We start from the raw sequence: 12348 nt of genomic DNA on the forward strand, positions 1-12348 counted from the left end.
GTCGCGAGCGAGGTTCCCGAGCCGGTCGGCACGGAATTCGCCAACGTGGTCGACAAGATGAAGATCGGCAAGACGATGGACGAGGCGCTCGAAGGCACCGCAAAACGCCTCGGCACGCCCGAATTCAACTTTTTCTGCATCACATTGGCGATCCAGCGCGAGACCGGCGGCAACCTCGCCGAGACGCTGTCGAACCTCGCCAACGTTCTGCGTCAGCGCAGCCAGATGAAGCTGAAGATCAAGGCGATGTCCGCCGAATCCAAGGCATCGGCCTATATCGTCGGTTCGCTGCCCTTCATCGTCTTCGGGCTGATCATGATGATCAACCCGGGCTATATGGGCGAGTTCTTCGTCGACGAGCGCCTGATGATCGCCGGTATGGGCGGGCTTGTCTGGATGGGCATCGGTGTGTTCATCATGGCCAAGATGGTCAATTTCGAAATTTAGCGGACGGGAGCGAGAAAGAATATGACCGAAGCTGCCGGACCTACCATCCTCGGGGTCGACGTGTTCCTCGTCGCGACTCTGCTCGCGGCGGTGGCGACGTTCGCGATGCTCGTCGCCCTGTACGCGGCGACCACCGTGCGCGACCCGATGGCCAAGCGCGTCAAGGCGCTCAACGACCGGCGCGAACAGCTGAAGGCCGGCATCACCGCTTCGGCGCGGCGCCAGCGCAAATCGCTGACCCAGAAGAACGAGACCACCGACCGGATGCGCTCGTTCCTGAAGTCGCTCAACACGCTGCAGGACGATCAGCTCGAAAAGGCGCAGCAGCGCCTCGCCCAGGCCGGCATCCGCTCCAAGGATCTGGCGGTTGCGGTCATTTTCGGCCGGCTCGTGCTGCCGATCGTGATCGGCGGCGGGCTCGCCATAGCGGTGTACGGATTCGGCTATCTCGCTGACTATACGCCGTTCAAGAAATTCATGATCGTCGGCGGCACCCTGCTCCTGAGCTACAAGGCGCCCGACCTCTACGTCTCCAACAAGGTTTCCAAGCGCTCCAACGAGATCCGCAAGGGCCTGCCGGACGCGCTCGACCTTCTGGTGATCTGCGCCGAGGCCGGCCTGACGGTCGACGCGGCCTTCACCCGGGTCGCGCGCGAACTGGGCCAGGCCTATCCGGAACTGGGCGACGAATTCGCGCTGACCGCGATCGAGCTCGGCTTCCTGACCGAACGCCGCCAGGCATTCGAGAATCTCGCCTATCGCGTCGATCTCGACGCAGTGCGCGGCGTGGTCACGACGATGATCCAGACCGAGAAATACGGCACCCCGCTCGCCAGCGCGCTGCGCGTCCTGTCGGCCGAATTCCGCAACGAGCGGATGATGCGCGCCGAGGAAAAGGCCGCACGCCTGCCGGCGATCATGACCGTGCCGCTGATTCTCTTCATCCTGCCGACGCTGTTCGTCGTGATCCTCGGGCCCGCGGCCTGCTCGATCTCCGACAACTTCATCGGCCAATAATTCGGGCGACGGAGCCGGGACCATCTCTCCCGGCTCCGTCAGCCTATATCCTCTCGGACCTTTTTTTCCGGCGCGCGACCGTTTTGGTCGACGCTTACGACCGCAACGCGGCCTGCGCCGCCGCTAGCCGGGCGATCGGCACGCGATAGGGCGAGGCGCTGACATAATCGAGCGCGACTTTCTCGCAAAAGGCGATCGAGGCGGGGTCGCCACCATGCTCGCCGCAAATGCCGAGCTTGATGTCGGGCTTGGCCGCCCTGCCCCGCTCGGCGGCCAGCGCGATCAGCTCGCCGACCCCCTCGATATCGAGGCTGACGAACGGGTCGCGCGGATAGATGCCCTGGTCGACATAGGTGCCGAGGAAGCGGCCCGCATCGTCGCGGGAAACACCGAGCGCCGTTTGCGTCAGATCATTGGTGCCGAAGCTGAAGAATTCGCCGCATTCGGCGATCTCGCCTGCGCGCAGGGCGGCGCGCGGCAGCTCGATCATCGTGCCGACCAGATAGTCGACGCGCGCGCCCTTCTCCTCGAAGACCGCCTTGGCCGTCCGATCGATGACCGCCTTCATCAGTTCCAGCTCGCGCCGCGTGGCGACGAGCGGCACCATGACTTCGGGGATCGGCGCCTCGTCGATCTCCGCCGCGACGTCCAGCGCCGCCTCGAAGATCGCCCGCGCCTGCATCTCGTAAATCTCGGGATAGGTGACGCCGAGCCGGCAGCCGCGATGGCCGAGCATCGGGTTGAACTCGTGCAGTTCGTTGACCCGCCGCCGCAGCGTATCGATCGACACGTCGATGGCGTCCGCGACATCCTGCATTTCCTCTTCGCCATGCGGCAGGAACTCGTGCAGGGGAGGATCGAGCAGCCGGATCGTCACCGGCAGGCCGGCCATGATCGTGAATATCTCGGTGAAGTCGGCGCGCTGTTCGGGGAGCAGCTTCGCCAGCGCCGCGCGCCGCCCGGCCTCGTCCGTCGCCAGGATCATCTCGCGCACCGCGGTGATCCGCCGCGCATCGAAGAACATGTGCTCGGTGCGGCAGAGGCCGATGCCCTCGGCGCCGAACTCGCGCGCCATCCGGCAGTCGGCCGGCGTTTCCGCATTGGTGCGCACCCGCATCCGCCGCGTCTTATCCGCCCATTCCATCAGCTGCGCGAAATCGCCGGCGAGCTCGGGCTGCACGGTCTCGACCTCGCCCACCATCACCTCGCCGGTCGCGCCGTCGATGGTAATCGTGTCGCCTTCCCTGATCTCGCGTCCCATCGCGGTGAATTGTTTGGCCTTGGCATCGATCGCCACGCTGCCCGTCCCCGAGACGCAAGGGCGGCCCATGCCGCGCGCGACCACGGCGGCGTGCGAGGTCATCCCGCCGCGCGCCGTCAGGATGCCCTTGGCGGCGTGCATGCCGTGGATATCCTCGGGGCTGGTTTCGACGCGGACGAGGATCACATCTTCGCCCATCGCCGCGCGCCGCTCGGCGGAATCGGCGTCGAACACCGCGATGCCGGACGCCGCGCCCGGCGAGGCCGGCAGGCCGCGCGCGATCACGTCGCGTGTCGCCTCGGGATCGAGAGTTGGGTGGAGCAGCTGGTCGAGCGCGCCCGGATCGACGCGCAGCACCGCCTCTTCCTCGGTGATCAGCCCCTCGTCCGCCATGTCGACCGCGATCTTGAGCGCCGCCTTGGCCGTGCGCTTGCCCGAGCGGGTCTGCAGCATCCAGAGCTTCCCGCGTTCCACGGTGAACTCGATATCCTGCATGTCGCGATAATGGGTTTCGAGCAGATCAAAGACCTTGGCGAGCTCCCCGAACGTCTCGGGCATCGCCTCTTCCATCGAGGCGGGCTTCGCGTTCGCCGCCTCGCGCGCGGCCCTGGTGAGGTATTGCGGCGTGCGGATGCCGGCGACGACATCCTCGCCCTGCGCGTTGATCAGCCATTCGCCATAATAGGCGCGCTCGCCGGTCGAGGGATCGCGGGTGAACGCCACGCCCGTCGCCGACGTCTCGCCCATATTGCCGAACACCATCGCCTGGACGTTGACCGCCGTGCCCCAGTCGCCGGGAATATCGTTGATCCGCCGATAGACCTTCGCGCGCTCGGCCTGCCAGGAGCCGAACACGGCGCCGACCGCGCCCCAGAGCTGGTCCTGCGGATCCTGCGGAAAGGGATGGCCGAGTTCCTCCTCGGCGATCCGCTTGTACGCGGCGACCAGCTTCTCCCAGTCCTCGGCCGCCATCTCCGTATCGAGATATATCCCCTTGTCTTCCTTGGCGATTTCGAGCGCTTCCTCGAACGCGCCATGATCGAGACCGAGCACGACATCGGCATACATCTGGATGAAGCGGCGATAGCTGTCCCAGGCGAAGCGCGGGTCGCCCGAGGTTTCCGCGAGCCCCTGCACCGTCTCGTCGTTGAGGCCGAGATTGAGCACCGTATCCATCATGCCCGGCATCGACACGCGCGCGCCAGAGCGAACCGATACGAGCAGCGGATCGGCGGGATCGCCGAAGCGTTTGCCGGTAACCTGTTCGACATGGGCGATGCCCGCCGCGACCTGCTCGCGCAGCGCGTCCGGAAACACTTCGCCTTCGTCATAATAGCGCGTGCACATCTCGGTCGAGATGGTGAAGCCCGGCGGCACCGGCAGGCCGATCGACGCCATTTCGGCAAGGTTCGCCCCTTTGCCGCCGAGGAGATTCTTGTCCCCCTGCCCGCCATCGGACACGCCGCCGCCGAACCGGTACACATATTGGGTCATTACGGGCGCTTTCCTTCGCTCGGTTGACACTGGTTGACACTGGCCCGCCCGATAAACCCCTGGCAGGCCTCCTCCTCGAAACGCATCCCGCTATCCGCCTTCGATCTTCGAGAAGTCGGCGACCCGATGTACAGCATCGCGCATCCGTTCCAACATTTGAAGCCGCGATGCGCGCTTCACGCGATCGTCGTCATTGACGGTGACCTTGTCGAAAAAGGCGTCGATGGGTTTGCGCAGCGTGGCGAGCGCCGCCATTGCCCCTTCGAAATCCTCGGCCTCGATCGCCGCTTCGGCCTCCGGCTCGGCCCGCTCCAGCGCCTCGCGCAGCAGCGCCTCTTCGGGTTCGGGGGGGTAGTCGCCTTCGACCGGCTCCCACTCTTCCTTCTTGAGGATATTCGCCGCACGCTTGTACCCGGCGAGCAGGTTCGCGCCGTCGGCGGTTTTGAGGAAGGCCTGCAACGCTTTGACGCGCGCGAGCAGCCGGACGAGATCGTCCTCCCCGCCGAGCGCAAACACCGCATCGATCAGATCGTGCCGGACACCGGCGTCGCGCTGCTGGACTTTGAGGCGGTCAAAAACGAATGCCAGCATCTCATTTAGCTTAGCCAGCAACGCTTCAGGAGAGCTGAAACTGAGCATTAGAAGCAGCTCCTTGGCTGACTCAGCTTCCTTTTTTACGTCTTCCAGTTCCATCGATGCCAATTGAAGCAGCTTGCTTTGCCCTTCGAAGCTATCGAGACCTACCGCTTGTTTTGCGTTCTGAATTTTCTTTTGTGCAGCTGACTTTGTGCGACCAGCCCAATCGGTCGCAGTCTCGACAAAACCGGCATATACGTTGGCAAAGGTTACCAACAAAGGCAGGCGAGTTGCGCCGCCGATCAACAACATCGAAATCGCGATAGCTGCCCTACGCAAAGCATAAGGGTCTTTCGAGCCCGTCGGCGGTTGATTGATTAGAAAGAATCCCGCCAACGTATCCAACTTATCCGCCAAACTCACCGCCACCGTTACCGGCGCGGTCGGCACCTCGTCACCCTGCCCGACCGGCTTGTAATGATCGCGGATCGCGGCGGCGACTTCGTCGTCCAGCCCTTCGTTGGCTGCGTAATAGCCGCCCATGATACCCTGCAGGTCCGCGAATTCGCCGACCATGCCGGTAACGAGATCGGCCTTGGCGAGGCGGGCGGCCTGTTCGGTCTTGTCGGCATCGGCATTGGGGACGATCCCTTCCTCCACCAGCCAGCGCGCAAGTTTCGCGACGCGGTCCACCTTGCCGGCGACCGTGCCGAGCTTTTCGTGGAAGACGATCTGGTCGAGCTTTTGCGCATGCTCGGCGAGCGGCACTTTCTGGTCCTGCTCCCAGAAGAATTTGGCGTCCGACAGCCGCGCGGCCAGCACTTTTTCGTTGCCCGCGACGACATGCGCGCCATCGTCAGCGGCTTCGAGATTGGCCACGCAGATGAAGTGCGGCGAGAGACTGCCGTCCGGCTTCAGGCAGGCGAAATATTTCTGGTGGCTGCGCATCGCCAGGGTGATCGCTTCGGGCGCGACGGCGAGGAAGCTTTCGTCGAAAGAGCCGAGCAGCGGCACCGGCCATTCGGTCAGCCCGGCATTTTCCTCGACCAACCCCGGATCCTGCCGGCGCGTCAGCCCCGCCGCTTCGGCCAGCGCGTCGGCGCGCGTGCGGATGATGCCCTCGCGCTCCTTGTGATCGACGATCACATGGCAGGCGCGCAGCTTCTCGGCATAATCGTCCGCGCCGCCGATGGTGACGACGCCGTCATGATGGAAGCGATGGCCGACTGTCTCGTAACCCGAGGCGATGCCGTCGATCTCGCAGGCGACGAGATCTTCGCCGAGAATCGCGACGATGCCCTGCAGCGGGCGGACCCAGCGCAGGTTTTCGGTGCTGATCGAGGCCGCGCCCCAGCGCATCGATTTGGGCCAGGGAAAGGCGCGGACAATCGCGGGGATCGCCTCGCCGAGCACGTCCCTGGTTGCGCGGCCGGGCTTGTCGATGACCGCGAACAGGGTCGGCTTGCCCTTCACATCGCGGGTTTCGAGATCGCTGCGCTTGAGCCCGGCCGAGCGCAGGAAGCCCTCGATCGCCTGGTCGGGCGCATCGGCCTTGGGACCCTTGCGCTCCTCGCGCGTCGCTTCGGTCTCCGTCGGCAGCCCGCGCGCGATCAGCGCCAGCCGGCGCGGCGTCGACCAGGTTTCGATGGTTTCGGCCCTCAGACCCGCGGCATCGAGTTCGGCGGCGAACAGCCGCTCCAGATCCTCGCGCGCCTTGCGCTGCATCCGGGCCGGGATTTCCTCGGACAGCAGTTCGAGCAGGAAATCGGCCATCAGGCGCTCCACCCGTTCTTCGTCATATGCGCTTCGCACGCGCCGACCGCGAGGTCGCGGACCCGGCCGATATAGGCCTGACGCTCGGCGACCGAGATCACGCCGCGCGCCTGCAACAGGTTGAAGATATGGCTGGCCTTGATCGCCTGGTCATAGGCCGGGAGCGGCAATTCGGCAGCGATGCAATTCTTCGCTTCCGCCGACGCATCCTTGAACCACTGGAACAGCGTTTCGGTATTGGCGTGCTCGAAATTCCAGGCGCTGAACTGTTTCTCGTTGTCGAGGAACACGTCGCCGTACGTAACGCCGTCATCGTTGAAGGCGAGATCGTAGACGCTGTCGACGCCCTGGATGTACATGGCCAGCCGCTCGAGTCCGTAGGTGAGTTCGCCCGAGACCGGCTTGCAGTCGAACCCGCCGACTTGCTGAAAATAGGTGAACTGGGTGACTTCCATCCCGTCGCACCAGACTTCCCAGCCCAGCCCCCAGGCGCCGAGCGTCGGGCTTTCCCAGTCGTCCTCGACGAAGCGGATATCGTGCCTGAGCGGATCGATCCCGATCGCGACGAGGCTGTCGAGATAGAGCTGCTGGATATCCGGCGGGCTCGGCTTCAGCACGACCTGATATTGGTAATAATGCTGGAGGCGGTTCGGATTCTCGCCATAGCGGCCGTCGGTCGGGCGGCGCGAGGGCTGGACATAGGCCGCCTTCCACGGATCGGGGCCGAGCGCGCGCAGCGTGGTCGCCGGGTGGAAGGTCCCCGCGCCCATTTCGAGGTCGTAGGGCTGCAGGATCACGCATCCCCGCGCGCTCCAGTAATCATGGAGCGTGAGGATAAGTCGCTGGAAACTGAGCGGGGTGATGTCGCCCAAGGGTCGGCCTTCGCAGTTGCAATAAATCGTGCGCGCGGATTGGCGCAAGCAGCCGCGCGGGTCAAGCAGAGGCTGGCGCGGATGCCCACAGCGCGGTTTCGGCCGCGACCGCGGTTCGACGGTTGACGGCGGGCGCCATGGCGGTGACGATGGGCGAAACCGACAAGGGCAGATTTATGCAGATCAGGATGCTGGCCGCGCTATCGGCGATGGCCGCGATGCTTTTGCCGGCCGCGGCCGGCGCCGACGTGCCGGCTCCCGAGCCGCAGCGCGAGCCGGTGCGCACGCTCGAGGACGGCGCGCCGCAGCCCGCGATATGGCTGCTCGCCGACGACGACACGCGCATCTGGCTGTTCGGGACCAACCATGTCCTGCCGCACGATTTCGCATGGCGCAGCCCCGATCTCGACGCGATCATCCGCGAGGCCGACGAACTCGTCCTCGAAACGCGGGACGAGGACGCGGACGGGGTGTTCACGGAACTCGGGTCGATCGTCGACGACATGACGCTCGACAAGCCGGTATCGATCCTGGAGCGGGTGTCGCCCGAATACCGGATGCCGCTCTATACGCTGATCAAATATTCGGGATTCGACGGGGACCAGCTCGACGCGCTCGAAACCTGGGTGGTCGCGCTCTATCTGATCGCCTCCTCGCTGCAGGACATCTATGGCGACCCCGAGGGCGTCGAAGAGCCGACCGGGGTCGAGGATCAGCTGACCGATATCTTCACCGCCCAGGGCAAGCCGATCGACGCCGTCGAAACGCCGATGCAGCAGATCGATTTCTTCCGCAATCTCACGCCGGACGGCCAGCGCGCGCTGCTCGAGAGCCTGGTGACGATCGATCGGGACGACGCGGCCGACGAGGAGGAGATGCTCCGCGGCTGGGCCGCCGGCGATGTCGCACGGCTGGACGGCGAATGCGACGACGAGGAGAGTTTCCCGCCCGAGCTGCGCGAAATCCTGCTGCGCCGGCGCAATGCCGACTGGACCGAATGGCTCGTCGACCGGCTCGAGCGGCCGGGCGACGTTCTGTTCGCGGTCGGCGCCTGCCATCTCGCGGGCTCGGTATCGCTGCAGACGATGCTCGACGCGCGCGGCCTGACGGTGGAGCGCGCGCACTGATCCGGGCTTTCCTTTGCCGATCAAATCGCGGATAGGCGGTCGCCATGAAAATTGCATCGCTCGCCGCCCTTTTCGCCCTGCTGTTCGCGGCCTGTGCGCCCGCCCAGACGCCGCAGGCCGCCGCGCCCGTACGCGTCACCGCCCCCGCGGGCGACGCCCCGGCGCTCTGGCGCATTGCCGACGAGGACACCACGATCTGGCTGTTCGGCACGATCCACGTGCTGCCCCAGGGCTTCACCTGGCGCAACGCGACCATCGACGCGGCGCTCGCAGAGTCCGACCTGCTTGTGCTCGAAACCGTGACCTCGGTCGAACAGAGCGACGCCGCACTGCTGCTGATGCGGCTCGGCGTCTCGGCCAACCTGCCACCGATCGCCGAGCGGGTCGATCCCGAACTGCTGCCGCAGCTGGCCTCGATGATCGAGCGCGGTCCCTTTCCCGAATCCTTCCTCAACGGGCTGGAGACCTGGGCCGCCTCGCTGATGCTCGTCGGGGTGACGCTCGCCGATCTCGGCCTCGATCCCGACAACGGCGTCGAGGAACAGCTCGAACTGGTGTTCCAGCTCGCCGACCGCCCCGTCACCGGGCTCGAAACGCCCGCCGAGCAGCTCGGCTTTTTCGACGGCTTGCCCGAAGAGGCACAGCGCCATTTCCTGAGATCCGTCATCGACACGCCGGAGGATATCCGCGAGGAGTTCGACGCGATGCTGAACGCCTGGCGAACCGGCGACGAAGCGGCGATCGCGATGACGTTCGACGACGAACTCTCCTTCTCCGCACCGCTGCGCGAAGCGCTGCTCACCCGCCGCAATGCGAACTGGGCAACCTGGATCGGCGACCGGCTCGCCGAACCCGGTACGGTGTTCGTCGCGGTCGGCGCCGGGCATCTGGCTGGCGAGGAAACGGTGCAGGATTTCCTCGAAAGCGCGGGTATCGAGGTGACAAGGGTTCAGTAGGCCCGTTGGAGCCTGACGAACCAATCCCGGCTACTCCGCCGCGACTGCTGCCTCGACCGGTTCGATCGTAACCGGCGTACCGTTGAGCACCGCATTGCCCGATAGCGGCTCGAGCGCCTCGGGGTCGGTCAGGTCGTTGATCGAAACGCCTGGGCGCTCGGCGGCGACCGACAGCCGTACGCCCTCGCGTCCATGGCCGAAGCCATGCGGGATCGAGACGACTCCCGGCATCACGTCCTCGCTGACTTCGGCGGCCAGCTCGACCGCACCCACCCGGCTCGCCACCCTGACCTGATCGCCATCTTCGATATCCCGCGCGCCGGCATCGTCCGGATGGATCATCGCGGTGCAGCGGTCGGGACCCTTGAGCAGCCGGCGGCTGTTGTGGAGCCAGCTATTGTTGCTGCGGACATGGCGGCGGCCGATCAGGCGGAGCGCGCCATCGGGTTCCCGGTCGAGGTCCGCCGCGAAGGCCGCGAGATCGGCAAGGCATAGCTCCGGCGCGCAATGGATCATCTTGTCCGGGGTTTGCAGCCGTTCGGGGAAACGCGGCCGGTGCGCGCCGAGATCGATGCCGTTCGGCGCCGCCTCCACCGTCGCGAGATCGAGGTCATGCGGACCGGCCCTCAGCATCTGGTCGAGCGCCTCGCGCGGCGTGCGGATATTGCGCGCCTCCTCGCCCCTGGCCGAAGCGATCGCGCGGGCTGTCTCCGCGACGATCTCCCAGTCCTCCTTGCTCCCCTCCTCTCTCTCCAGGGTCGGCGGCGAATAGCAGGCGAAGTTGCGGACCGCGATCGGGCCGAGGAAGAGCGGATAATGGTCTTTCTCGAGCGGTCCGCAGGGCGGCAGGATATAGTCCGCGTGGCGGCTCGTCTCGGTGACGTACATGTCGATCGAGACCATGAAGTCGAGGCTTTCGAGCGCCGCATCGAGCTTCTCGCCGCCCGGCGCGGAGAGCACCGGATTGCCGGCCACTGTGAACAGCGCGCGGACCTGGCCGTCGCCGGGCGTCGTGATCTCGTCCGCCAGGGTCGCGGTCGGCAGTTCGCCAATGGCTTCGGGATGGTCGCCGACGCGGCTGCGAAACCGGTCGTAACTGCCCGGGCCGGCCGAGGCGACGATATCGACCGGCGGATCGGAGAACATCATCCCGCCCTCCGCGTCGAGCGATCCGGTGGCGATGTTGACGAGCTGGATCAGCCAGAGGTTGAGCGTCCCGTAGCGCTGCACGCACACGCCGATCCGGCCATAGACGATCGACGGCCCCTCGCCGCCCAGCTCCTCGGCAAGCGCGCGGATATCGGTCTCGGCGATGCCGCAATGCGCGGCGAGCGCGGCGATGTCGAAGGCCCGGATCGCCTCCCAGGCCGTGTCCCACCCGCTGTCGAGCATCGGCGCGAGCCTGCCCGGATCGACCAGCCCGGCCTTGTCGAGCGCGAGCAGCAGCGCGAGGAAGAAGGCCGGATCGGTACCCGGGCGGATGAAATGATGGGCGTCGGCGATCTTGGCGGTTTCGGTCCGGCGCGGATCGACGGTAATCAGTCGCCCGCCCCGGGCCTGCAACGCCCTGATCCGGTTGCGGACGTCGGGAACCGTCCAGACGCTGCCATTGGAGGCCAGCGGATTGCCGCCGACGATCAGCATCGTCCGCGTCCGGTCGATATCGGCGATCGGGAACAGCGCGTTGTGGCCGTACATCCACATCTGGACGAGCTGGTGCGGGATCTGGTCGAGCGTCGAGGCCGAATAGAGCCCGCGCACGCCGAGCGCCCGGCGCAGATCGCCAAGCTGGGTCGAGACGCCGTAATTATGCGCGGTCGGATTGCCGATATAGAGCGCCGTTTTCTTGCCCTCGGCGTCGAGCGCGGCCATGCGCGCGCCGATCGCCGCATAGGCCTCGTCCCAGCCGATTTCCTCCCACCGGTCGCCGACGCGCCTGACGGGGCTGCGCAGCCGGTCCGGATCGTCCTGCAGGTCGGCGAGCGCGGTGGCCTTGGGGCAGATATGGCCGCGGCTCAGCACATGATCGGGGTTGCCCAGGATCGACAGGACCTTTCGGCCTTCGAGCTCGACCAGCACGCCGCAATTGGCTTCGCAGATATGGCAGGTGCGGGCATGAACCGTCGGCATAATGTCTCTCCTGAGCCGATTTCACTATCATACGGAAATTGGCCCGGCCACAATCGCGGGTTGAAGCGATCGGCGGAGATCGCTTGCCAAAACCGTCTTCTCCCCGTATAGGCCCCGCTTCCCCGCCATGTGCCCCCTGGAGGCGTGGCGGGCGATGAGACACTAACCAACCAGCGATTTGGAGACATCAGATGAGCGATCAGCTGACTTTGTCGGCCGAAGCGCGCGAGCGAGCAGGCAAGGGAGCCTCTCGCGCAATGCGTCGCGAAGGTCGAGTACCCGCCGTCATCTACGGCGACAAGAAGGACCCGGAACCCATCCACGTGGAAGAGCGCGCGCTCGTGAAACTGCTGCACACCGGCCATTTCATGAACAGCCTCGTTTCGCTCGAACTCGGCGGTAGCAAGACCAACGCGCTGCCCAAGGACGTGCAGTTCCACCCGGTCACCGATCGCCCGATGCATGTCGACTTCCTGCGCATCGGCAAGGGCGCGACCGTTACGCTCGCCGTGCCGGTGTCGTTCGTCAACGAAGAAGCCTCGCCGGGTCTCAAGCGCGGCGGCGTGCTCAATGTCGTGCGGCACGAGCTCGAACTCACCTGCCCGGCCGACGACATCCCGAGCGAGATCGTCGTTGCGCTCGACGGCCTCGAAGTGGGCGATTCGATCCATATTTCGCAGGTCGAACTGCCCGAG

Annotated in this window: 9 protein-coding genes; 5 read left to right on the forward strand and 4 right to left on the reverse strand. The window is 65.7% G+C overall.

The genetic code is table 11. The features are described 5' to 3' along the window. On the forward strand, positions 1 to 447 hold a 447-nt coding region (locus ACTS1X_RS14265; protein WP_442615074.1), incomplete at its 5' end, for a type II secretion system F family protein. 21 nt (positions 448 to 468) lie between these two features. Next, positions 469 to 1464 carry a type II secretion system F family protein gene (locus ACTS1X_RS14270; protein ID WP_442615075.1) on the forward strand — a complete coding sequence of 332 codons (996 nt, stop codon included), beginning with the start codon at positions 469 to 471 and terminating at the stop codon, positions 1462 to 1464. Positions 1465 to 1558: 94 nt separating this feature from the next. On the opposite strand, the gene ppdK is transcribed toward ACTS1X_RS14270, so the two are convergent. From ppdK to ACTS1X_RS14285, 3 genes are all read right to left on the reverse strand, one after another. Continuing rightward, positions 1559 to 4219, reverse strand: a complete 2661-nt coding sequence (gene ppdK / locus ACTS1X_RS14275) for a pyruvate, phosphate dikinase (protein WP_442615076.1) — start codon at positions 4217 to 4219, stop codon at positions 1559 to 1561. 90 nt (positions 4220 to 4309) lie between these two features. After that, positions 4310 to 6568, reverse strand: a complete 2259-nt coding sequence (gene glyS, locus ACTS1X_RS14280) for a glycine--tRNA ligase subunit beta (protein WP_442615077.1) — start codon at positions 6566 to 6568, stop codon at positions 4310 to 4312. Continuing rightward, complete coding sequence (locus ACTS1X_RS14285; RefSeq protein ID WP_442615082.1) at positions 6568 to 7431, reverse strand: glycine--tRNA ligase subunit alpha; 864 nt, start codon at positions 7429 to 7431, stop codon at positions 6568 to 6570. Before ACTS1X_RS14285 ends, glyS begins: the two co-directional genes overlap by 1 nt. A gap of 146 nt (positions 7432 to 7577) precedes the next feature. On the opposite strand from ACTS1X_RS14285, the gene ACTS1X_RS14290 reads away from it, so the two are divergent. Further along, positions 7578 to 8567 (forward strand): TraB/GumN family protein, encoded by a 990-nt coding sequence (locus ACTS1X_RS14290; RefSeq protein ID WP_442615078.1) that lies wholly within the window; start codon positions 7578 to 7580, stop codon positions 8565 to 8567. Positions 8568 to 8611: 44 nt separating this feature from the next. After that, positions 8612 to 9523 (forward strand): TraB/GumN family protein, encoded by a 912-nt coding sequence (locus tag ACTS1X_RS14295; protein WP_442615079.1) that lies wholly within the window; start codon positions 8612 to 8614, stop codon positions 9521 to 9523. Between the two features lie 30 nt (positions 9524 to 9553). Here the strand turns inward: ACTS1X_RS14295 and ACTS1X_RS14300 are convergent, their stop codons facing one another. Beyond that, a complete protein-coding gene (locus ACTS1X_RS14300) occupies positions 9554 to 11653 on the reverse strand; it encodes a molybdopterin oxidoreductase family protein (RefSeq protein ID WP_442615080.1) in 2100 nt (699 codons plus the stop codon). Positions 11654 to 11844: 191 nt separating this feature from the next. Here ACTS1X_RS14300 and ACTS1X_RS14305 point away from each other — a divergent pair. Next, a partial coding sequence (locus ACTS1X_RS14305) for a 50S ribosomal protein L25/general stress protein Ctc (protein WP_442615081.1) occupies positions 11845 to 12348 on the forward strand: 504 nt, incomplete at its 3' end.

Source organism: Parasphingopyxis sp., assembly GCF_052168275.1.
Classification (GTDB): Bacteria; Pseudomonadota; Alphaproteobacteria; order Sphingomonadales; family Sphingomonadaceae; genus Parasphingopyxis.

Coding starts and splice junctions, on each gene's coding strand:
- ACTS1X_RS14270 (WP_442615075.1), top strand. CDS start 469: ATGACCGAAGCTGCCGGACCTACCATCCTCGGGGTCGACGTGTTCCTC.
- ppdK (WP_442615076.1), bottom strand. CDS start 4,219: ATGACCCAATATGTGTACCGGTTCGGCGGCGGCGTGTCCGATGGCGGG.
- glyS (WP_442615077.1), bottom strand. CDS start 6,568: ATGGCCGATTTCCTGCTCGAACTGCTGTCCGAGGAAATCCCGGCCCGG.
- ACTS1X_RS14290 (WP_442615078.1), top strand. CDS start 7,578: ATGGCGGTGACGATGGGCGAAACCGACAAGGGCAGATTTATGCAGATC.
- ACTS1X_RS14295 (WP_442615079.1), top strand. CDS start 8,612: ATGAAAATTGCATCGCTCGCCGCCCTTTTCGCCCTGCTGTTCGCGGCC.
- ACTS1X_RS14300 (WP_442615080.1), bottom strand. CDS start 11,653: ATGCCGACGGTTCATGCCCGCACCTGCCATATCTGCGAAGCCAATTGC.